Annotated in this window: 17 protein-coding genes, 1 tRNA gene and 1 other RNA gene; 9 read left to right on the top strand and 10 right to left on the bottom strand. The window is 71.9% G+C overall.

Annotation, left to right across the window (positions count from 1 at the left end; translation table 11 throughout):
* A partial coding sequence (locus tag NH287_RS08280; protein ID WP_253035222.1) for a DNA polymerase III subunit gamma and tau occupies nt 1–1,044 on the bottom strand: 1,044 nt, incomplete at its 3' end.
* A 93-nt stretch (nt 1,045–1,137) separates the two neighbouring features.
* Between NH287_RS08280 and NH287_RS08285 the strand changes: the two genes are divergently transcribed.
* A complete protein-coding gene (locus NH287_RS08285; RefSeq protein ID WP_253035223.1) occupies nt 1,138–2,244 on the top strand; it encodes an FAD-dependent oxidoreductase in 1,107 nt (368 codons plus the stop codon).
* 2 nt (nt 2,245–2,246) lie between these two features.
* Here NH287_RS08285 and NH287_RS08290 read toward each other — a convergent pair whose 3' ends face one another.
* From NH287_RS08290 to ffs, 5 genes are all read right to left on the bottom strand, one after another.
* A complete protein-coding gene (locus tag NH287_RS08290; RefSeq protein WP_253035224.1) occupies nt 2,247–4,865 on the bottom strand; it encodes a glycoside hydrolase family 65 protein in 2,619 nt (872 codons plus the stop codon).
* 46 nt (nt 4,866–4,911) lie between these two features.
* Nucleotides 4,912–5,634, bottom strand: a complete 723-nt coding sequence (locus NH287_RS08295; RefSeq protein WP_253035247.1) for an HAD family phosphatase — start codon at nt 5,632–5,634, stop codon at nt 4,912–4,914.
* A gap of 31 nt (nt 5,635–5,665) precedes the next feature.
* A complete protein-coding gene (locus tag NH287_RS08300) occupies nt 5,666–6,889 on the bottom strand; it encodes an acetate kinase (RefSeq protein ID WP_253035225.1) in 1,224 nt (407 codons plus the stop codon).
* Nucleotides 6,886–9,021, bottom strand: coding sequence for a phosphate acetyltransferase (gene pta, locus NH287_RS08305; protein WP_064003032.1), 2,136 nt, complete (start codon nt 9,019–9,021; stop codon nt 6,886–6,888). Before pta ends, NH287_RS08300 begins: the two co-directional genes overlap by 4 nt.
* 51 nt (nt 9,022–9,072) lie before the next feature.
* An RNA gene (gene ffs, locus NH287_RS08310) (signal recognition particle sRNA small type) lies at nt 9,073–9,169 on the bottom strand.
* A 91-nt stretch (nt 9,170–9,260) separates the two neighbouring features.
* Here ffs and NH287_RS08315 point away from each other — a divergent pair.
* From NH287_RS08315 to NH287_RS08325, 3 genes are all read left to right on the top strand, one after another.
* Entirely contained in the window at nt 9,261–10,292 is a 1,032-nt protein-coding gene (locus NH287_RS08315; protein WP_253035226.1) for a MoxR family ATPase, read from the top strand.
* Between the two features lie 76 nt (nt 10,293–10,368).
* The gene (locus tag NH287_RS08320) at nt 10,369–11,553 is read left to right on the top strand and encodes a DUF58 domain-containing protein (protein ID WP_253035227.1); all 1,185 of its coding nucleotides are present in this window, start codon (nt 10,369–10,371) and stop codon (nt 11,551–11,553) included.
* A complete protein-coding gene (locus tag NH287_RS08325) occupies nt 11,543–13,783 on the top strand; it encodes a DUF3488 and DUF4129 domain-containing transglutaminase family protein (protein WP_253035228.1) in 2,241 nt (746 codons plus the stop codon). The genes NH287_RS08320 and NH287_RS08325 overlap by 11 nt, the downstream gene beginning before the upstream one ends.
* Nucleotides 13,784–13,838: 55 nt before the next feature.
* Here NH287_RS08325 and NH287_RS08330 read toward each other — a convergent pair.
* From NH287_RS08330 to NH287_RS08340, 3 genes are all read right to left on the bottom strand, one after another.
* A tRNA-Ser gene (locus NH287_RS08330) sits at nt 13,839–13,930 on the bottom strand.
* Between the two features lie 60 nt (nt 13,931–13,990).
* On the bottom strand, nt 13,991–14,767 hold the full coding sequence (locus NH287_RS08335; RefSeq protein ID WP_253035229.1) for an isocitrate lyase/phosphoenolpyruvate mutase family protein: 777 nt from the start codon (nt 14,765–14,767) through the stop codon (nt 13,991–13,993).
* 73 nt (nt 14,768–14,840) lie between these two features.
* A complete protein-coding gene (locus tag NH287_RS08340; protein ID WP_064003028.1) occupies nt 14,841–15,287 on the bottom strand; it encodes an SRPBCC family protein in 447 nt (148 codons plus the stop codon).
* A 148-nt stretch (nt 15,288–15,435) separates the two neighbouring features.
* Here NH287_RS08340 and NH287_RS08345 point away from each other — a divergent pair, with 148 nt between their 5' ends.
* Nucleotides 15,436–16,236, top strand: coding sequence for a hypothetical protein (locus NH287_RS08345; RefSeq protein ID WP_253035230.1), 801 nt, complete (start codon nt 15,436–15,438; stop codon nt 16,234–16,236).
* Nucleotides 16,237–16,255: 19 nt separating this feature from the next.
* On the opposite strand, the gene NH287_RS08350 is transcribed toward NH287_RS08345, so the two are convergent.
* Nucleotides 16,256–16,774 carry a GNAT family N-acetyltransferase gene (locus NH287_RS08350; protein ID WP_253035231.1) on the bottom strand — a complete coding sequence of 173 codons (519 nt, stop codon included), beginning with the start codon at nt 16,772–16,774 and terminating at the stop codon, nt 16,256–16,258.
* Nucleotides 16,775–16,866: 92 nt separating this feature from the next.
* On the opposite strand from NH287_RS08350, the gene NH287_RS08355 reads away from it, so the two are divergent.
* The 4 genes from NH287_RS08355 to NH287_RS08370 all read left to right on the top strand — a co-directional run bounded on the left by NH287_RS08355 (nt 16,867) and on the right by NH287_RS08370 (nt 21,406).
* Nucleotides 16,867–18,099: an ROK family transcriptional regulator gene (locus NH287_RS08355; RefSeq protein ID WP_253035232.1), complete on the top strand. Its 1,233-nt coding sequence runs from the start codon at nt 16,867–16,869 to the stop codon at nt 18,097–18,099.
* 109 nt (nt 18,100–18,208) lie between these two features.
* The gene (locus NH287_RS08360; protein ID WP_253035233.1) at nt 18,209–19,570 is read left to right on the top strand and encodes an extracellular solute-binding protein; all 1,362 of its coding nucleotides are present in this window, start codon (nt 18,209–18,211) and stop codon (nt 19,568–19,570) included.
* A 4-nt stretch (nt 19,571–19,574) separates the two neighbouring features.
* Complete coding sequence (locus tag NH287_RS08365) at nt 19,575–20,519, top strand: carbohydrate ABC transporter permease (protein WP_253035234.1); 945 nt, start codon at nt 19,575–19,577, stop codon at nt 20,517–20,519.
* Nucleotides 20,516–21,406 carry a carbohydrate ABC transporter permease gene (locus tag NH287_RS08370; RefSeq protein WP_253035235.1) on the top strand — a complete coding sequence of 297 codons (891 nt, stop codon included), beginning with the start codon at nt 20,516–20,518 and terminating at the stop codon, nt 21,404–21,406. The genes NH287_RS08365 and NH287_RS08370 overlap by 4 nt, the downstream gene beginning before the upstream one ends.
* Nucleotides 21,407–21,428 lie beyond the last annotated feature (22 nt).

Below are 21,428 nucleotides of genomic sequence, written 5' to 3' on the forward strand. Positions count from 1 at the left end.
CGTGCCGGTCATGTCGTCGAGCGCGGTGACGACGAGGTCGGCGATCCGCGAGAGCCGGTCGGTGCCGAACGCAGCCGCCTGGCGCCCCATGCGCTCGAGCTCGTCGGCCGGCACACCGCGCAGCACGGCGCGGGCGCCCTCGCCGGTCGCCGCCACGATGATGAGGTCGCGCAGGCGCTCGAGCAGGTCGTCGACGAAACGTCGCGGGTCCTGACCGGTCTGAACGACGCGGTCGACGGCGCCGAAGGCCGCGGCGGCATCGTGCGACGAGAACGCGTCGACGACCTCGTCGAGCAGTTCGGCGTGCGTGTAGCCGAGCAGGGCGACCGCGCGCTCGTAGCCCACGGCGCCGTCCTCGGAGCCGGCGATGAGCTGGTCGAGGAGCGAGAGGGTGTCGCGCGGCGATCCACCGCCGGCGCGGACGACAAGGGGCAGGACACCGGGCTCGACCGTCACGCCCTCGCTGGCGCAGAGCTGCTCGACGTACTCGAGCATGGCGGCGGGGGCGACGAGGCGGAACGGGTAGTGGTGGGTGCGCGAGCGGATCGTGCCGATGACCTTCTCGGGCTCGGTCGTCGCGAAGATGAACTTCACGTGCGCGGGGGGCTCCTCGACGAGCTTCAGGAGCGCGTTGAAGCCCTGCGCCGTGACCATGTGCGCCTCGTCGAGGATGAAGATCTTGAAGCGGTCGCGCGCGGGGGCGAAGACGGCGCGTTCGCGCAGGTCGCGCGCATCGTCGACACCGTTGTGCGAGGCGGCGTCGATCTCGACGACGTCGAGCGAACCGCCGCCGCCGCGGCTGAGCTCTTTGCAGGAGTCGCACTCGCCGCACGGGGTGTCGGTCGGGCCCTGCGCGCAATTGAGGCAGCGCGCGAGGATGCGGGCCGAGGTGGTCTTGCCGCAGCCCCGGGGACCGGAGAAGAGGTAGGCGTGGCCGACCCGGTCGCTGCGCAGCGCCGTCATGAGCGGCTCGGTCACCTGGCTCTGCCCGATCATCTCGCCGAAGGACTCCGGGCGATAGCGGCGGTACAGAGCGGTGGTCACCACAACAGACTACGGCGTGGCGCCGACATCCGATCCGGCGCCGAGGCTCCGTGCACCGGGAACAGCCGGGGTCGGTCTCACGTTGCAGCCGTCATGTCCCCCGAGCCCGTCGACGTCGCCGTGATCGGCGCGGGGCAGGCCGGGCTCAGCGCCGCTTACCATCTGCGTCACCGCGGTTTCGTCCCACTCGGGGACGCCCAGGCGGAGGCGCCCACGTTCGTCGTCGTGGACGCCGAGACGCGTGCCGGGGGTGCGTGGCAGCACCGGTGGCCGTCGCTGCGGATGGGCACGGTCAACGGCATCCACGAGCTCCCCGGCTACGCCGTGCCGCCGGCGGATCCGCGGGCGGCCAGCCGGGAGGTCCTGCCGGAGTACTTCACTGCCTACGAGGCGCGGTTCGAGCTCGCGGTCCGTCGCCCCGTGCAGGTGCGCGCCGTCCGACGGGCCGACGACGAGCCGCGCGGCCGGCTGATCGTCGAGGCGGACACCAGCGACGGCGCCCACGCCTGGGCGGCGCGGTACGTCATCAACGCCACGGGCACGTGGCGGAAGCCCTTCTGGCCGACCTACCCCGGGCAGGCGACGTTCACCGGCCGGCAGCTGCACGTGCACGACTACCGCTCGGCCGAGGAGCTCCGCGGTCGACGCGTCGTCATCGTGGGCGCCGGGGTCTCGGCGATCCAGTTGCTCGACGAGATCTCCGCCGTCACGGCCACCTTCTGGGTCTCACGCACCGAACCGCAGTGGGATGCCGTCGCGTTCGACACCGCAGCGCGCATCCAGGCGATCGCCGGTGTCGAGGAGCGCGTGCGGCAGGGGCTGCCGCCGGGGAGCGTCGTCTCGGTCACCGGCGCGCACTGGTCGCCGTGGGCGCGGGCGGCGAAGGACCGGGGCGCCCTGGTGTGGCATCCGATGTTCCGCGCGATCGAGCCGGATGGGGTGCGGATGCCGGACGGCACCCTCGAGCGCGCGGACGTCATCCTGTGGGCGACCGGCTTCCGCGCCGACATCGCCCACCTCGCGCCGCTGGGCCTGCGCACCCCCGCCGGCGGCGTGAGGGTGCGCGACACCCGCGCGATCGACGAGCCGCGGCTGTTCCTCATCGGCTACGGCCCGTCGCAGTCGACGATCGGCGCGAACCGCGCCGGTCGCGACGCCGTCCGCGCGATCGTCCGCGAGCGCGCCGCCGCGGCGGTCTGAACTCAGACCGTCGCGGTCACATCACCCGCGTCGATCGCCGAAAACTGCTGCGTCCGGGTGTCGGGCTCGAACGCCTGCCGCGCCGGGGCATCCGCCTGGTCCTCGTCCGCCATCACGATCGGGATCGTGCCGGTGTGCACCGGGACCGAGGTCGCGGCCGTCGCGTCGGGGACGGATGCCGACAGCAGCGTGCCGTCCTCGCGCAGTTGCTCGCCGATCCGGCGGAGGGTGGGGCGTCCCGGGATCACCGGGCCCTGGCCGTCGAGGTGCACGGTCACCGTCTCACCGGCCGCGACCGTGTACCCGGCGCCGCGGACCGTGAACGACACGGCGTCGCCGTCGTCGGCGGTGACCGTCATCTCGTCGCGGCGGACCGTGATCCGCAGGCGCGTGCCGTGCCAGTGGAGCGTGTACGACAGCGACGGCCAGTCGGCGGGCAGGCGCGGGTCGAAGCTGAGCGCCCCGCGGTGATCGCGCATGCCGCCGAACCCGGCGACGAGCGCCGTCCAGACGCCGCCGGCGGAGGCGACGTGGACGCCGTCGGACGCGTTGCTGTGCAGGTCGCCGAGGTCGACGAACGCCGACTCGCGGAAGTACTCCAGCGCGAGGTCCTGGTACCCGACCTCGGCGGCGAGGATCGCCTGCACGACCGCCGAGAGCGTGGAGTCGCCCGTCGTCAGCGCGTCGTAGTACTCGAAGTCGGCGAGCTTCTCGGCCGGGGTGAACTGGTTGCCCTGCAGGAACAGGGCGAGCACGACGTCGGCCTGCTTGAGGACCTGGTACCGGTAGATCACCAGCGGGTGGAAGTGCAGCAGGAGCGGGCGCTGCTCGGCGGGGGTGTTCTCGAGGTCCCACACCTCGCGCTCGAGGAAGACGGCGTCCTGGGGGTGGATGCCGAGGGCCTCGCTGTACGGGATGTGCATCGCCTCGCCGGCGCTCTGCCACGCGACCGGCTCGGCCTCGTCGAGATCGAGACGGTCGACCATCGCGCGGTAGGCCTCGGGCTGGTCGACGGCCATCTCGCGCACGACGCGCGCGGCGTAGCGCAGGTTGTACCGCGCCATGACGTTCGTGAACAGGTTGTCGTTGACGACCGTCGTGTACTCGTCGGGACCGGTCACCCCGTGGATGTGGAAGCTCTCGGGCTCGCCCGTCTCGGTGAACCGCCAGAACCCGAGGGTCGCCCACAGCCGCGCCGTCTCGACGAGGATGTCGACGCCCTCGCGGTGCAGGAAGTCGGTGTCCCCCGTCGCGCGGACGTACTTGCCGAGCGCGAAGGCGACGTCGGCGTTGATGTGGTACTGCGCGGTGCCGGCGGCGTAGTAGGCCGAGGCCTCCTCGCCGTTGATCGTGCGCCACGGGAACAGCGCGCCCGCCTCGTTCAACTGCCCCGCGCGCTTCCGGGCCGCCGGGAGCATGAGGTACCGCATCCGCAGCGCGTTCCGCGCCCAGAGCGGCGTCGTGTACGCGAGGAACGGCAGGACGTAGACCTCGGTGTCCCAGAAGTAGTGGCCGCTGTAGCCCGAGCCGGTCACACCCTTCGCGGGCACGCCGAGCGAGTCGGCGCGCGCGGCCGCCTGGGCGAGCTGGTACAGGCACCACCGGGTCGCCTGCTGCAGGTCGTCGTGCCCCTCGATGAGCACGTCCGACCGCTCCCAGAACGCCTGCACCCAGGCCTCCTGCCGCTCGAACAGCCGCTCGATGCCCTCGTGCTCGACCCGGTCGAGCGTGCGGCGGGCGCGCTCGACGAGCTCGCGCGCGGGGACGCCGCGGGAGGTGTGATACGCGACGGCCTTCGTGATCGTCACCGGCACACCCTGCGTCGCCTGCACCCGGAAGACGTTCTTGGCGACGTCGGGCTCGACCAGCGAGCGCGACGAGTATTCGTTCTCGGTCTCGACGAGGTGGTCGGCGACGACGGCGACCGTCATGCCGGACTCGGTGACCTTGTACGACAGCGCGGCGCGGTTGCCGTCCTGCCAGTAATCCTCGGGCTGCAGCACCCGGTTCGCGAAACCGTCGGCCTTGCGGGGGTCGAAACCGGCCTTTGCTTGCTTGCCGAGCCCCGGACCGCCGTACACGTCCTGGCCGTCCTGCCGGTTGATCATCTGGCAGCTGACCGTGACCGGGGCATCCGCGTTCAGCACCGTGACCGAGATGCGCATGACGGCGACGTGGCGCTCCTCGAAGGAGACCATGCGCTCGTAGTCGATGACGACGTCCTTGCCGCTCGGGGTCATCCACCGGATGTGGCGGGTCAGTACTCCCCGGCGCATGTCGAGGGCTCGCTCGTATTCGCGCAGGTCCGCGATGTCGAGCGAGAGCGGCTCGTCGTCGACGTAGACGCGCATGACCTTGCTGTCGGGCGCGTTGATGATCGTCTGCCCGACCTCGGCGAAGCCGAAGGCGCGCTCGGCGTGCCGGATCGGGAACACCTCGTGGAAGCCGTTCAGGAACGTGCCGTGCTCGTGCGCCTGGCGCCCCTCGGGGTGGTTGCCCCGCAGGCCCAGGTAGCCGTTGCCCTCGGCGAACAGCGTCTCGGTGACGCCGACGTCGTCGAGCGAGAACGAGGTCTCGACGAGACGCCACGGGTCCACGGGAAAACGATGACGATCGATCATGCGGGGGTCCTTCTTCGGGTGTCAGGACGACAGGGAATGCCGCGGGTCAGGCGAAGACGGCGAGGTCGTCCACGACGACGTGCGCCCCGGCGTCACGCAGCGCCTGGGCTCCGGCGCCGCGGTCCACACCCACCACGAGACCGTACCCGGCGGAGGCGGCCGATCGCACGCCCGAATGCGCGTCCTCGACGGCGGCGCTGCGCGCGGGGTCCACCCCGAGCATCTCGGCGGCGCGCGCGAAGACGTCGGGCGCGGGCTTGGAGGCGAGGTGCTCGGACTCGGCCACGACGCCGTCCATGATGACCGGGAAGCGGTCGATGATGCCGGCGACCGTCAAGACCTCGCGGGCGTTCTTCGAGCTCGAGACCACGGCGATGGGGACGCCGGCGGCCTGCAGCTTCTCGACGAGGGCGAGCGAGCCCGGGTACGGCGCGATGCCGTCGGCGCGCAGCACGCGCTCGAAGACGACGTTCTTGCGGTTGCCGATCCCGCAGATCGTGTCGACCGAGGGGTCGTCGGACGGGTCGCCCCACGGCACCTCGACATCGCGCGAGCGCAGCAGGCTCGCGACGCCGTCGTACCGCTTCTTGCCGTCGAGGTGCTCGAAGTAGTCGCTCTCGCGGTAGGCGGGCTCGACGCCCCACGAGGCGAACAGCTCCGTGAACATGCTCTGCCAGGCGTGCATGTGGACCTCGGCCGTGGGGGTCAGCACACCGTCGAGGTCGAAGAGGACCCCGTCGAAACGGGTGAGGTCGGGAAGCTCAGCCATCGTCACCGGACCAGCGTAACGGCCGTACCCGTCAGGCCGTCGCGACGGCGTGGGCCTGGCGCGCGATCTCGAGCTCCTCGTCGGTAGGGACGACGAGGACCGTCACGGGAGAGTCGTCGGTCGAGATGACGCGGATGCCGCGCTCGCCCGACGTGTTGCGCTCGGCATCCAGGTGGACACCGGCGAAGCCGAGGGTCTCGAGGGCCGCGGCGCGCACGACGGCGGAGTTCTCGCCCACGCCCGCCGTGAACGAGATGACGTCGACGCCGCCGAGCTGCGCGAGGTAGGCGCCGAGGTAGGCGCGGAGCCGGTGGATGTAGACGTCGAAGGCGAGCTGCGCGTCGGCATCCCCCTCCCGTCGGCGGGTGTCGATGTCGCGCATGTCGGACGCGCCGGCGAGCCCCAGGAGGCCGCTGCGCTTGTTGAGGAAGGCGTCGAGCTCACCGGGGCCCATGTCCTCGCGCCGGGCGAGCACCCCGAGCACCGACGGGTCGATGTCGCCGGAGCGCGTGCCCATCACGAGCCCCTCGAGTGGCGTGAGCCCCATCGAGGTGTCGACCGACTCGCCGCCGCGGATGGCCGTCGCCGACGCCCCGTTGCCGAGGTGCAGCACGATCTGCGAGAGCTCAGCGAGCGGCCGCCCGAGGAAGGCCGCAGCCGCTTCGCTCACGAACTTGTGACTCGTGCCGTGGAAGCCGTACTTGCGGATGCGGTGCTTCTGCGCCGTCTCGCGGTCGATCGCGTAGGTGTATGCCGCGGCCGGCATGGTCTGGTGGAAGGCCGTGTCGAACACCGCGACGTGGGGGACATCGGCGAAGGCGGCGCGCGCCGCGCGGATGCCCTGCAGCGCCCCCGGGTTGTGCAGCGGTGCGAGGGCCGACAGTTCGTCGATGTTGATCTCGACGAGGGGCGTGATGAGGGTCGGCTCGAAGAAGCGGGCGCCGCCCTGGACGACCCGGTGCCCGACGGCGACCGGGCGCGCGTTTTGGAGGGAGGGACCCTGGACCGCGAACGCCTCGAGCATGACGGCGAACCCGGCGGTGTGGTCGGGGATCGCGCGCTCGATGCGCGAGGTGGCCTTCGTCGCCGTGACCGCGGCGCCCTCCCCGCCGAGGAAGACGGTGTGGGTCGCGATGCCCGACTCCTCGCCGATCCGCTCGACCAGACCGGAGGCGAGGGGACGCTCGGTGGCGACGTCGACGAGCTGGTACTTGAACGAGGACGAGCCGCTGTTGATGACGAGGACGGGGGTCATGCGCGGGCCTCCGGGGACGCGGCATCCGCGTTCTGCGCCTGGATCGCGGTGATCGCGATCGTGTTGACGATGTCCTCGACGAGGGCACCGCGGGAGAGGTCGTTGATGGGTTTGTTCAGGCCCTGCAGGACCGGACCCATCGCCACCGCGCCGGCCGAGCGCTGCACGGCCTTGTAGGTGTTGTTGCCCGTGTTGAGATCGGGGAAGACGAAGACGGTCGCCCGACCGGCGACATCCGACCCGGGCATCTTCGTCGCCGCGACGGCCGCGTCGGTCGCGGCGTCGTACTGGATCGGACCCTCGACGAGGAGCTCCGGAGCACGCTCGCGCACGAGCGCGGTCGCCTCGCGCACCTTCTCGACGTCGGCACCCGACCCGGACTCGCCGGTCGAGTACGAGAGCATGGCGACGCGCGGCGAGATGCCGAACTGCTCCGCCGTGGCCGCGGACGAGACGGCGATGTCGGCGAGCTGGGCCGCCGTCGGGTCGGGGATGACCGCGCAGTCGCCGTAGACGAGCACGCGGTCGGCGAGCGCCATGAGGAACACGCTCGAGACGACGTCGACGCCGGGTTTGGTCTTGATGATCTCGAACGCCGGACGGATGGTGTGCGCCGTCGTGTGCGCCGCGCCCGACACCATGCCGTCGGCGAGCCCGAGGTGCACCATGAGCGTGCCGAAGTAGGAGACGTCGGTGACCGTGTCGGCGGCCTGTCGGAACGTGACGCCCTTGTGCGCGCGGAGGCGCTCGTACTCGCGGGCGAACTTGTCGACGTGGACGGCGTCGAAGGGGCTGAGCACCTCGGCGGCGCGGATGTCGAGACCCAGCTCGAGGGCACGCGCGTGCACCTCGATGGGCTCGCCGAGGATCGTGATGTCGGCGATCCCGCGCGCGAGCGCGGTGGCGGCCGCGCGCAGGATGCGGTCGTCGCCGCCCTCGGGCAGCACGATGCGGCGACGCTCGCGCCGGGCGCGTTCGATCAGCCCGTACTGGAACATGAGGGGCGTGACCACCTGCGAGCTCGCGAGGCCGATGCGTCGGAGGAGGTCGTCGGTGTCGACGTGCTGCTCGAACAGCGCCAGGGCCGTGTCGTACCGGCGCTGCGAGTGCGCGGCCAGCCGGCCGCGGGCGCTCATGATGCCGCGCACGGTCTCGTACGTGCCCTGATCGGTCGCGAGGATCGGGAGGTTCGAGTCGAGGCCGTCGATGAGGCGCTCGACGTGCTCGGGGAGCTCGAACGGGCCGTAGAGGACGATGCCCGACAGCGAGGGGAACGTCCCCGACGCGTTGGCCAGGAGCGCCGCGAGCAGCACCTCGGTGCGATCGGCCGCCACGGCGAGGATCGCGGCCTCCTCGAGCCGCGGCAGGACGTTGTTGAGCGACATTCCCGCGACGACGACGTGGAGCACCTCGCGGTCGAGCAGCGCCTCGTCTCCCTTCACGAGCGTCGCGCCGAGCGAACGGGCGACGTCGCCGACCGACGGGGCCACGAGGTAGGCGTCCTCGGGGATCGCCCAGACCCCGATGTCGCCCGCTGCGGCGGGGACGGCGCGGACGGCCGCGACGATGTCGTCGAGGTGCGCGGGGTCGGCGCGGTTGACCACGACGGCGAAGATGCCGGCGCGCTCGTGGGTGATCTCGGACAGCGCGAGGGTCGCGAGGTTGCCGACCTGGGCGGGTGTCAGCCCACCGGCATCCGTCTGCCGCTCGCCGTCGGCGGCCTGCCCCGACAGCACCACGAGGACGGGCGCCCCCAGGTTGGCCGCGATGCGGGCGTTGTAGCCGAGCTCGGCGGGACTGCCGACGTCGGTGTAGTCGCTGCCGACGATGACGACCGCGTCGCACTGCGCCTCGACCGCCTTGTACCGCTCGACGATGCGGCCGAGGGCCGCCTCGGGGTCGGCGCGGACCTCGTCGTAGGTGGCCCCGATGCACTCGTCGTAGCCGAGGTCGACGCCGTCGTGATCGAGGAGCATCTCGAGCACGTAGTCGCGCTCCTCGGTCGAGCGCGCGATCGCGCGGAACACCCCCACGCGAGGCGACCGGCGACTGAGGGTGTCGAGCACGCCGAGGGCGATCGTCGACTTGCCCGAGTGACCTTCCGCGGAGGTGATGTAGATGCTCTGAGCCACGCTCCCAGCCTAGGGTCGCGGCCGATGAGCGGGCTGGGAGGCGCCGGGCAAAAGAAAGACTCTCCGCGAACCCGGCAGAGCCTGGTTACCCTTGCTACGTTTCCGTCCTGGGGGAGTTGGCCTGGATGCCGTCTCGCGGAGAGCTGCTGCAAGTCTACCCGACGTCGGGCGCCCGCCCGTGACGGGCGGGTTAGCATCGGGTCGGGCGCGCTGATGCGCCGACCGCGTGAGGGGGACGGATGACCGACGACCAGACGACGATGACGGCGCCGGGGGGCGCTTCCACGTCACGGGCAGCGACCGGAGTGGATGCCGCGGTGTTCGCCGAGACCACCGATGCCCTCATCGCCTCGGTGTCGCAGGTCATCGACGGCAAGCCGGACGCCGTCCGCGCCGCGCTCGTGTGCCTGCTCGCCGAGGGGCACCTCCTCATCGAGGACGTCCCGGGCGTCGGCAAGACGATGCTCGCCCGCGCGCTGGGCGCGTCGATCCGGGCGACGGTACGCCGCATCCAGTTCACGCCCGACCTGCTGCCGAGCGACGTCACCGGTGTGAGCGTCTACGACCAGTCCGAGGGGCGGTTCGAGTTCAAGCCGGGGGCGATCTTCGCCCACGTCGTCATCGCGGACGAGATCAACCGCTCGTCGCCCAAGACCCAGTCGGCCCTCCTCGAGGCCATGGAGGAGCGCCAGGTCACGGTCGACGGCACGAGCCGCGTCCTCCCCGACCCGTTCCTCGTCGTCGCGACGCAGAACCCGCTCGAGATGGAGGGCACCTACGCCCTCCCCGAGGCGCAGCGCGACCGCTTCATGATGCGCATCTCGATGGGATACCCGGATGCCGCGAACGAGGCGCTCATGCTGCGCCAGCGCGACAGCGGCAACCCGCTCGAGGCGATTCGCCCCGTGATCTCGGCCGAACGCGTCGCCGCCCTCATCGCCTGGGCGCGCTCGGTGCACGTCTCCCCCGCCGTCGAGGAGTACGCCGTCGCGCTCTCGCGGGCGACGCGCGAGCACAGCGACCTGCGGCTGGGGGCGAGCCCGCGCGCGACGCTGCAGCTCGTCCGCGCCGCGAAGGTGTGGGCGGCGCTCGAGGGCCGTGAGTACGTGATCCCCGACGACCTCGTGACGCTGCTCGAACCCGTCTTCGCCCACCGCCTCATCGCCGCCCGCGGCGGTGCGATGGCGCGCGGCCGGGGCGGCGCCGACCTCGTGACGTCGGTGCTCGACTCGGTGGTGCGTTCGGTGCCCGTCCCCGTCGCCGCGCGCTGAGCGGTCCGACGACATGACGCGATGGCCCCTGACCCCTCGGGGCACAGGAGCGGTCCTGGTCGGACTCGCTTCGTTCGTGTGCGCCCAGATCTTCTCCGTGCCGGCGCTCGTCTTCTTCGGCGTGCTGCTGCTGGCGGCGGTGGGCGTCTCGTTCGCGTCGCTCTGGCTGGGACACCGCGACGACGGCGTGCGCCGCTCGTTCGCGCCCGCCGTGGCGAACGTCGGGGGCGACGTCGACGTCCGCACCCACGTCGAGGCGCGCACCGTCCTCCCGACGGGGGTGGGCATGTGGCAGGACCGACTGCCCCGCGGCGTCGACGGGGAACCGAGCGGCGTCTACCCCGCGCTGCGGTCGGGTCTCGTCTCGGGCGGGCACAGCGTCGACATCTCGTACCGGGTGCAGGCCCGGCGCCGGGGCGTGCGCCCCATCGGCCCCCTCGTCGTCGAGACGACCGATGCGTTCGGACTGAGCCGGCGGCGTCAGCAGCTCGGCGGCACCGTCCCTCTGACCATCGCGCCCGCCGTCGTTCCGCTCGAGGCCTTCGAGGAACTCCCGGGAGCCGCCGGGGGCACGATGCAGTCCGTCACCGACAAGCTCGGGCAGGGCGCCGACAACCTCATCCCGCGCGTGTACGCGCCCGGCGACTCGATGCGCCGCATCCACCGGCGCGCCAGCGCGCACCGCGGTGAGCTCATGGTGCGTCAGGAGGAGCGCGAGTCGAACCCGGAGGCCGTGATCGTCTTCGACCGGAGCGTGACGCGGTGGAGCGGCGACGCCCTGCGCTCCCCCGGCGAGGACGCGGGCTTCGAGGCGGCCGTCTCGATCGTGGTCTCGGCCGCGCACCGCTTCGTGCAGGAGGGGTACAGCGTGACGATCGTCGACGTGGACGGCTCGGAGATCGCCGAGCCGCTCGAGGGCGGCGACACGACGGCGCTCGAGGCGCTCACGACGGGTTTCGCCACGCTCACCGCGCGACGGGGCGGGAACCTCCGCACCCTCTCGACGCTGTTCGCCGGGACCACCCTCGGCCCCGTGGTCGTCGCGACCGGCGAGATCGACGCGGAGGATGCCGCGGCCCTCCTTCCGATCGTCACCCACAGCAGCCTCCCGGTGCTGTTCGCGCTCGGCGGGTCGGCCGAGGCGATGCGGATCGCCCGCGTCGGCGGCTGGCGCGTCCACCGGCTCGAACCCGAGGACGAGATCGACACCCTGTGGTCGGGCATGGCGGGGTTCCCCGAAGGCCGCGGTCATGTCGACTGACCGGATCGAGGCGGAACGGCCCCGCCACGACGGTCCGTCGACGATCGCGCTGCTCCTGGCGATCGTCGCGGCGCTCATCCCGCTCTTCTCGGTGATCGCCGGCGGTGCATGGGCGGCGCTCGCCTTCGTGCTCTCGGCCCTCCTCCTCGGCGCCGGCTACCTCCTGCGGCGCCTCCGGCTCGTGGCCGGCGTCGTCACCCTCGCCCTCCTGGCGCTGTGGACGGCGATCATGACGGCGGTGTTCTTCTCCGACGTCGCGTGGCTGCTCGTCATCCCGTCCGGTGAGGCGTTCGCGCGGGTGCCGCGGCTGCTCGAGATCGCGAGCTCCGACATCGCCGTCGGCGTCGCGCCCCTCGAGGCCTCGGCGTCGCTGACGTTCCTCATCGTCGGCGCCGTCGGAGTGCTGACCATCGCGCTCGACCACGTCGTCCTGACGGCGCGGATGCCGCTCCTCGGCGGTATCGCACTGATCGCCGTCTGGCTCATCCCGACGATCGCCGTCCCCCGCGCGGTCGACCTGTGGGCGTTCGCGCTCCTCGCCCTCGCGCTCCTGTGGCTCATGCGCACCGAGACGCGCGCGCGGCACCGCGCGCTGCAGCCCGCCGCGCCCCGGGGCGGTGTCGGCGGCGTGGCCGCCGTGATCGCGGCATCCGCTGTCGTCATCGCCGTCATCGTCGCGCCCGTCCTGCCGACGGCCGTCGCCCCCGCGGGCGGGTTCGGCGGCGGCACGAGGATCGACGCGAGCCTCAACCTCGGCGACGATCTGCGGCGCCCGGCCGAGGTCCCCGTCGTGCGCCAGTGGAGTGCGAGCGGCGGGCCCTCGTACCTGCGGGTCGCCACCCTCACCGAGCTCGAGGGCGGGTCATGGCGTCCCGACCGCGCCCGCACCGTGCCCGTCGAGGAGTGGGAGCCCGAGGACTCCGCCGCGGAGGGCATCGAGATCGTCGAGTCGTCGCGGACCGTCGAGGTGCTCGACCTGTCCTCGGCGCAGCTGCCCGTCCCGGCCGATGCGGTGTCGTTCGAGGGTCTGAGCGGCACCTGGCGCATCGCGGGAGAGAACGGCACGGTCGTGTCCCCCTCCTCGGCGGCGCGCGGTCAGCGTTTCGACGTCGTGACCCGCAGCCCCGCGCCCACGATCGAGCAGGCCCGCGCCGCCCAGGCGCGCGGCGGCCCCGACGACGCGCGGGGACTCCCGGCCGAGACGCCCGACGACATCGGCGCCCTCGCCGCCGAGGTGACCGCCGACGCCGGCACCGACTACGACCGGCTGCTGGCGCTGCAGTCCTGGTTCCGCGGACCGGAGTTCGACTACTCGCTCGAGGCGCCTGTCGAGGACGGGTTCGACGGACCGGGTGTCGAGGCCGTCTCGCGGTTCCTGCAGGTGCGATCGGGCTACTGCGTGCACTTCGCCTCGGCGTTCGCCCTCATGGCCCGGTCGCTCGACATGCCCTCGCGGATCGTCGTGGGGTTCCTCCCGGGCCTCGCCACGGGCGACGTCGTCGACGACGAACGCGTCTACCAGGCGACGACGGCGCAGCTGCACGCCTGGCCGGAGGTCTTCTTCGAGGGCATCGGCTGGGTCGGGTTCGAGCCGACGAAGAGCCTCGGCACCGCGCAGCGGTTCGCCTCCGACGACGACGGCTCGAACGAGCCCGAACCCGAGCCGACGGCGAGCTCGACGCCGCAGCCGACCTCGAGTGCCTCGCCGGCACCGCGGCCCGAGGACGACCCCACCGCCGGCACCACGCCCACCTCGACCGCCTCGGTCACGCAAGCGCTCCCCGTCGTCGGCGTCGTCGCGGCGATCCTCGTCGTGCTGGCCCTGCCGGCCCTCGTGAGCGCCACGGTCACCCGTCGCCGCGCCGCGCAGGCCCGGGGCGGCAGCGCGGTGGCGGCCTGGCGTCTCGTGCAGGACGCCGCGATCGATCTCGGCATCCCGGTGCCCGACTCCGAGTCGCCCCGCGCGTTCGGCTCCCGCCTGCGTCGTCACCACGGCGCCCCCGCCGACGCCGTCGAGCGACTCGTCGACGCGGTCGAACGCGCCAGCTACGCCCCGCCGGGATCGTTCGGCGACGAGGGCGCGGCGATGGCGACGGATGCCGCCGCCGTCCGCGCCGGGCTGTACTCGGCCGTCGCGGCGCCGCGGCGTCGGATCGCGCGCCTCCTGCCGCGATCGCTGGTCATCCGCCCGGGGTCGACGTTCGCCGAGGAGACACCGGTGCGCCGCTGAGCCGCCCCGGCGGGAACGCCGAAGCCCCGCACCACTCGGGTGCGGGGCTTCGTTGTGGCGGAAGCGACAGGATTTGAACCTGCGAGACGAGTTACCCCGCCTACATGGATTCCAGCCATGCTCCTTCGGCCGCTCGGACACGCTTCCAACGGAAGAGCCTACCACGCGGGGTTCGTCCGGCCCGCGCGCGGGGCGCGGCATCCGTCGTCAGTTCAGGGCGCGGGTGCTCTCGGGGATCACCCCGTCGCGGTAGAGATCGGCCGCGACGTCCTGGAACGCGGTGAGCGCGACGCGCTGGGTCAGGGGGCCGTAGGAGATGCGGGCGACGCCGAGCTTCTCGTACTCGCCGGCGGTGAGGGCGCCGGGCAGCCCGACGACGCTGATCCGGCCGATGCCCTCCACGAGGCGGGAGGTGGTCTCGGCGTCGAGGACCCCCGGCACGAAGACGACATCGGCGCCGGCGTCCAGGTAGGCGCGTCCGCGCGCGATCGCGTCGGCGATCGACTCCTCGACGGGGCGGCCGCCGCCGCGGACGAACGCGTCGGTGCGGGCGTTCAGGGCGAAGGGCACGCCCTCCGCCTCGGCGGCGGCGACGACGGCCGCGACGCGCGCGACCGACTCGTCGAACGGGCGCAGCCGGTCCTCCATGTTGGCGCCGACGATGCCCGCCCCGATGGCGCGGCGTGTGGTGTCGCCGGTGTCGTCGTAGCCGTCGTCGAGGTCGGCGGTGACGGGGATGTCGCCGGCGACGGCGACGATGCGCCCCACCATGTCGAGGGTGGTCTCCAGCGGGATCGTGCCGTCGTCGTAGCCGAAGGATGCCGCGATCGAGTGCCCGGCCGTCGCGATCGCGCGGGTGTCCGGGAGGGCGAGGACGGCCTTGGCCGAGACGACGTCCCACACGTTGACGACACGGAGGATCTCGGGGGCGGCGTGGAGTTCGCGAAGGCGGCGAGCGCGGCCTTCGACGGAGAGGGTGGTCATGCCTCCACCGTGCCACGGCGGCCCGGTGGAATGCACCACCGGGCCGCCGTGAGCGGAAGGACGGGCCGTCCGCTCACCCCACGTCGCCTCGCCAGGCACCGGTCTCGGCGCCGCGGGATTCGATGAACTCTTTGAACTTCTGCAGATCCTTCTTGACCGCGTGGTCGTCGATGCCGATGGCGGCGCCGACGGTCTCGACGAAGCCCTCGGGCTTCCAGTCGAGCTGCACCGTGACGCGCGTCTCGGTGTCGCTCAGCCGGTGGAAGGTGACGACGCCGGCGTGATCCTCGTCGACGCTCTTCCACGCGACACGCTCGTCGGGATGCTGCTCGGTGATGTGCGCGGTGAACTCGCGCTCCACTCCGCCGATCTTCACCTTCCAGCGGTTCGTCGTGTCGTCGATCTGCGTGATCGACTCGACGTAGCTCAGGAAGTGCGGGAAGGACTCGAACTGGGTCCACTGGTTGTACGCGGTGGACACCGGCACACTGACATCGACGGTCTCGATGATGCTGGCCACGGTTTTCCTCTCGTCGTGATCGTGCCGTCCATCGTGCTCCCGATGCGTTCGTCCTCTCCAGGGGCTTGCACGAGCGACGGAGGAACGGATAGAAGCGGCGATAGGCTCGTCCGCGACTGCCGACCCGTCCCCCGCAAGGAGCCGCATCGTGCGCACCCCCGCCCTGCCCCTGCTCGCCGCGACCGCCGTGCTCGCTCTCGCGGGGTGCTCGGCCGCCGAGACCCCCGCCCCGAGCACGTCGCCGACCGCCTCGGCATCCGCATCTGCGGCACCGCCCGCCTCCGCGTCCCCCACCCCCGACGCGACGGCGGGCGCGCCCGTCGTCGAGACGCCCGTCGAGTGCGAGACGCTCGACCTCGCCTCCGGGACGGTCGCCGGGTCGGACCTCGGCCCCTGCCTGCAGGCGGTCCTCGTGCGCTACGACACCGGCACGCTCACCATCTCCGGCGACGAGCTCGCCGGAGAGATCTCTTACCACTACGACCCGATGTTCGAGTTCCGTGGCGACCTCGAGACCGGCGGCGGGCCGGTGGCCATCAGCTTCGTCGACGGCGACATGCTCATCGACGAGGGCGACGGGCCCGTCGTCGCCGATCCGGACTCCGCCGATCCCACCGAGCAGGCAGCCGGAACCGCGGCGGAGGCGTACCGCGTGTTCTCGGACCCGGGCTTCATCGGCGACCTCATCGGCGGCGGCGACACCTGGTCGGTCTCGGCCGCGCCCGAGCCTGTCGAGACGCCCGGCGGGTCCGTGGAGGCCTACCGCCTGGAGAGCACGGCGGCATACGACTGGTACGGCATCCCGATCGACGCCTACATGCTGTGGCTGACGGAGGACTTCCGCCCCGTCGCGGCGGAGTCGACCACCGGATTCCTCGGGCGGACGGCGACACTGACGCAGCAGCTGTCGGGCCTCGGCGAGCCGGTCACCATCTCGCCGCTGAGCTGAGTCGGCGAACGCGCCGCGATCAGCGCCGCGCGAGGGCGGCGAGCGCGTCGCCCGTCATCCGCTGCGTCGTCCACTCGTGCATGGCCTCGGCGCCGATGGACCGGTAGAAGCCGACGGCGGGCGCGTTCCAGTCCAGCACCGTCCACTCCAGTCGCGGATAGCCACGCTCCAGTGCGACGGCGGCCAGGGAGGACAGCAGCGCCGTGCCGTACCCGCGGCCCCGGTCCGCTTCATCGACGAAGAGGTCCTCGAGCCAGATGCCGTGGCGTCCGGTCCAGGTCGAGTAGGTGAGGAACCACACGGCGATCGCGCGGATCCCCCCGTCCCGCTCGATGACGTGGGCGAAGGCCTTCGGATCGTCGCCGAACAGGGTGGCGGTGAGATCGTCCGTCGTCGTGCGGACGGCATCCGGCTCGCGCTCGTACACGGCGAGCGCATGGATCGCGGTGAGGATGCCGGCCTCGTCGCCGGGCGCCGCAGCGCGCAGGACCGCGCCGTCGTCGAGCGTGCGGGAAGGAAGCGCGGAGGGAGATGCCATGCCTCGAATGTAGCGGCGGCGTCGGATCGCCGCCGTGGACGCGGCGCGCTACGCTCAAGCCACCGCACCCCCGGAGCAAAGCAGGTTCACCCATGGCCAGACGCGGCGCCAATCAACCCAGCGTCGGTGGTTACAACGAGGCTGTCGTCCTGGACCAGATCCGCCGGTCCCGCGGACACAGCCGCGTCGAGCTCGCCGACGCCACCGGGCTGTCCGCACAGACCGTGTCCAACATCGTCCAGCGCCTGCTGGATGCGGGGATCGTCGAGGAGGCCGGCCGCACGAGCTCGGGGCGCGGCAAGCCGCGTACGACCCTACGACTGGTCGGAAGCAGCCGCTACGCCGTCGGCGTCCACCTGGATCCCGGACTCATCACGGTGGTCGTCCTGTCGATCGACGGCGAGGTCGTCGCCCGCCACGCCCGCGCCACGCCGCGCGCACAGGACCCGGCCGACACGGTGGCCGTCCTCATCGAGGACATCCACGCCGTGCTGTCCGAGTCGGGGATCGACCGCAGCCGGATCGTCGGCCTCGGGATCGCCGCGCCCGGACCGATCGACGCCGACCGCGGCATCGTCGTCGACCCGCCCAACCTGCTCGGCTGGGACCGCGTCCCCCTCCGCGACGCGATCGCCGAGGCCACCGGGCTGGCGGTCGTGCTCGACAAGGACGTGACGGCGGCGGCCGTCGCCGAGAAGTGGGTCGCCGCTCCCGGTGGGGCCCCGAACTTCGCGTTCCTGTACCTCGGCACCGGGCTCGGCGTGGGACTCGTCGTCGGCGACGAGGTCGTCCGCGGCGGGTCGGGCAACGCCGGCGAGATCGGGCACATCGTCGTCGACCCCGAGGGTCCGTCGTGCGCGTGCGGACTGCGCGGATGCATCGCGGTCACGTGCGCGCCGCTCCCCCTCGTCGAGGAGGCCGAGCGCCGCGGCGTGCTCGAGGCGGACCGCGAGTCCGACGACCCGACGCGGGTGGATGCCGCGCTCACCCGGCTCGTCCGCATGGCCGAGGACGGCGATGAGCGCGCCCGCGACCTGCTGCAGCGGTGCACGGTGCACGTCGCCCGCGCCCTCGCCGTCGTCTCCAACCTGCTCGACGTCGACCGCATCGTCATGGGCGGTCCGCTCTGGGACCGCGTCGGACCGACCTTCACCGAGGCGATCCCCCCGCTCCTCGACGAGATGCGCGTCGCACGCGGGGTCCATCGCCTCTCGATCGCGGGCACCGCACTCGGGTCGGATGTCGGGGCGATCGGCGCCGCGTGCCTCATCCTCGACGAGGCCCTGACGCCCCGGCCGACCTCGCTTCTGGTGCCGTCTGCGTGAGCCCGGCGCCCGACGCCGCAAGGCGTCTTGACTCCGCTATGTCCATCGGTTTGACTTACCGTGTCCCGCCGTCGCGCGTGGACGCCACGATCCGGAGCAAGGGGGCACCGTGAAAGCTCGTACCGTCGTCACATCCATCGCCGCAGCGACCGCTGCCGGCCTCCTCCTCGGCGGGTGCTCCGCTGAGGGAGGCGAAAGCAACGGTGACACCGTCACGGTCGTCTACGCGAAGACCGACTCGTTCGAGGTGCTCGACACCCTGATGAAGACGGCGAAGGAGGAGTTCGAGGCATCCCACGAGGGGATCACCGTCGACCTGCAGCCGATCACCGCCACGGACGACGACTACAAGACCCGGTTGCAGCTCTCGCTCGCCTCGCCCGACACCGCCCCCGACGTCTTCTACGAGGACACCTTCACCGTCCGCAGCGACGCCGAGGCCGGCTACCTCCTGAAGCTCGACGACAAGCTCGCAGACTGGGCCGATTGGGAGATGTTCGACGAGGCCGGCCGGAACGCCGGCAAGGGCGAGGACGGCGGGACCTACGCCCTGCCGCTCGGCACCGACACGCGGGTCATCTGGTACAACAAGGACGTCCTCGAGAAGGCCGGGATCGCCACGCCCTGGCAGCCCGAGAGCTGGGACGACATCCTCGCCACCGCCGCCGCGATCAAGGAGAGCCAGCCTGACGTCGTGCCGTTCAACATGTACGCGGGCACCGGGACCGGCGAGGGCACCGTGATGCAGAGCTTCTACGAGCTGCTCTACGGCACCGGCGAGGGCACCGGCCTGTACGACGACGACGCGGGCAAGTGGGTCGTCGGATCGCAGGGCTTCATCGACTCGCTGACGTTCCTGCAGACCCTCTACGACGAGGGCTACGCCGTGAGCGCCGACCAGGCCCTCGACCCGAACGTGTGGCAGGCCGTCTTCGGCGAATGGTTCCCGAAGGGCACCCTCGGGGCGACCGTCGAGGGCTCGTACACCCCGTCGTTCTGGGCCGAGGGCGGTCAGTACCCGTGGCCCGAGTACACCGACACGATGGGGGTCGCCCTCTTCCCGACGCAGGACGGACAGGCACCCGGCGGCGTCAGCATGTCGGGCGGGTGGACCCTCGCGGCATCGGCGCAGACGGACGTTCCCGACCTCGCCTTCGACTTCATGACGACGGTCCTCAACAAGGAGAACGCGCTCTGGTACGCGATCAACAACGCGCAGATCGCGGTCCGCTCCGACGTCGCCGAGGACCCGACGTATCTCGAGGCCAACCCGTTCGTCGGCGCTGTGACGGATGCCGTCTCGGTGACGCACTTCCGACCCGCGAACAGCGACTACCCCAAGATCTCGGTCGCGGCGCAGCAGGCCACGGAGGCGGTCATCACGGGACAGCAGTCGCCCGCCGAAGCAGCCGCCGCCTACGATGACGCCGTCCGCGAGATCGTCGGCGACGACGGGGTCATCACCGGATGACCCCGTGAGCACGACGCTCGCGCCGCAGCAGGACCGCCGCGCGTCGCCCCGCCGCCGCGGCCACGGTCGGGTCGACATGCGCCTCTCCCCGACGCGCGCGCTCCCGCTCGTCCCCGCCGTCGGCCTCCTTCTCGTCTTCCTGGCCGGCCCTATCGTGTGGGCGACGGTCGGTTCCTTCACCGACCGCGCCCTGACGGGAGTGGGCGCGGCGAAGCCGGAGTTCATCGGCCTCGACAACTACGCCCGGCTGTTCACCGATCCGGTGCTGCCGCTGTCGGTCCTGCTGACCGTCGTCTTCGTCATCGGCTCGGCCATCGTCGGGCAGAACGTCCTCGGGCTGCTGCTCGCGGTCCTGTTCCGCGCCGGCAGCAGGGCCGTCGCGGGCACGGTGGGTGTCCTGGTGGTGACGGCGTGGGTCCTGCCCGAGATCGTGGCGGCCTTCGTGGGCTACGCGTTCCTCTCCGCGGACGGGACGCTCAACGGCGCGCTGTCGCTCGTCGGGATCGACGGCCCCAACTGGCTCTACGCCCTGCCGCTGCTGGCGGTCATCCTCGCGAACACCTGGCGGGGCACCGCGTTCTCGATGATGATCTACCGCGCGGCGCTCGACGACGTGCCGCCCGAGGTCACCGAGTCGGCGATGATCGACGGCGCCGGTACATGGCAGCGGCTGCGCTACATCACGCTGCCGATGATCTCGGGGACGATTTTCACGAACCTGCTGCTCACGACGCTGCAGACCCTGTCGGTGTTCACCCTCATCTGGGTCATGACCAAGGGCGGCCCGGGCGACCTGTCGCGCACCCTCCCCGTGCTCGCCTACAGCGAGGCCTTCTCGTTCGGCGACATCGGGTACGGCAACGCGATCGCGATCGTCATGCTCGCCCTGGGCGCGGTCTTCTCGATCGCGTACGTCGTGTCGCTGCGGCGCCGAGGGGGTGTCGCGTGACCACCGCCACCGCGACCGTCGCCACCGCGACCCGGCGCACCCCCCGTGCGCCCAGCGTCGCCTCACCGCGACGCGGCGCGACGCGGTTCTGGGCGAACCTCGTGCTCGTGATCATCGGGATCGTGTTCGCCGCGCCGCTCGCGTGGGTCGTCCTCGCCTCGATCGACTCGGCGGCGACCTACCGCGTGGCGTGGCCGACCGACCCGACCCTCGACAACTTCGCCGACGTCCTCACCCCCGAGCTGACGCTCCGCCCGCTCGTGAACAGCCTGCTGCTCTCGACGGGTGCGGCCGCGGTGACGGTCGTGGCATCCGTCCTCGCCGCCTACCCGCTCTCGCGGTACCGGTCGCGGTTCCACGCACCGTTCCTCTACTCCGTGCTCTTCGCGAGCTGCCTGCCGATCACCGCGATCATGGTGCCCGTCTACAGCCTGTTCGTGCAGGTCCGGCTGATCAACCAGCCGTGGGCGGTGGCGCTGTTCCTCGCCGCGAGCGCCCTTCCGATGGCGCTGTGGATGACGAAGAACTTCATGGACTCGGTGCCGGCGAGCCTCGAAGAGGCCGCCTGGGTCGACGGGGCGAGCGCGATGCGCGCGCTGTGGACGATCGTCGTGCCGCTCATGCGCCCCGCCCTGAGCGTCGTCTTCGTCTTCGTCTTCCTGCAGGCCTGGGGCAACTTCTTCGTGCCGTTCGTCCTCCTGCTGACGCCCGACTGGCAGCCGGCCGCGGTCTCGATCTACGCCTTCTTCGGGCAGTACGGCACCGTCGCCTACGGACGTCTGGCCGCCTACTCCCTGCTCTACTCGCTCCCCGTCCTCGGGCTCTACCTCCTCGTCACCCGCGGCCTCGGGGGCTCGTTCGCCCTCTCGGGCGCCGTGAAGGGCTGACCCGTCCCGGCTCCCGCGCCGC

The organism is Microbacterium sp. CnD16-F (genome assembly GCF_024124465.1).
Taxonomy (GTDB): Bacteria; Actinomycetota; Actinomycetes; order Actinomycetales; family Microbacteriaceae; genus Microbacterium; species Microbacterium gawkjiense.

Bases quoted from the DNA above. Each gene is read 5' to 3' on its own strand.
- NH287_RS08285 (WP_253035223.1), top strand. From the start codon at position 1,138: ATGTCCCCCGAGCCCGTCGACGTCGCCGTGATCGGCGCGGGGCAGGCC.
- NH287_RS08290 (WP_253035224.1), bottom strand. From the start codon at position 4,865: ATGATCGATCGTCATCGTTTTCCCGTGGACCCGTGGCGTCTCGTCGAG.
- NH287_RS08295 (WP_253035247.1), bottom strand. From the start codon at position 5,634: ATGGCTGAGCTTCCCGACCTCACCCGTTTCGACGGGGTCCTCTTCGAC.
- NH287_RS08300 (WP_253035225.1), bottom strand. From the start codon at position 6,889: ATGACCCCCGTCCTCGTCATCAACAGCGGCTCGTCCTCGTTCAAGTAC.
- NH287_RS08315 (WP_253035226.1), top strand. From the start codon at position 9,261: ATGACCGACGACCAGACGACGATGACGGCGCCGGGGGGCGCTTCCACG.
- NH287_RS08325 (WP_253035228.1), top strand. From the start codon at position 11,543: ATGTCGACTGACCGGATCGAGGCGGAACGGCCCCGCCACGACGGTCCG.
- NH287_RS08335 (WP_253035229.1), bottom strand. From the start codon at position 14,767: ATGACCACCCTCTCCGTCGAAGGCCGCGCTCGCCGCCTTCGCGAACTC.
- NH287_RS08350 (WP_253035231.1), bottom strand. From the start codon at position 16,774: ATGGCATCTCCCTCCGCGCTTCCTTCCCGCACGCTCGACGACGGCGCG.
- NH287_RS08355 (WP_253035232.1), top strand. From the start codon at position 16,867: ATGGCCAGACGCGGCGCCAATCAACCCAGCGTCGGTGGTTACAACGAG.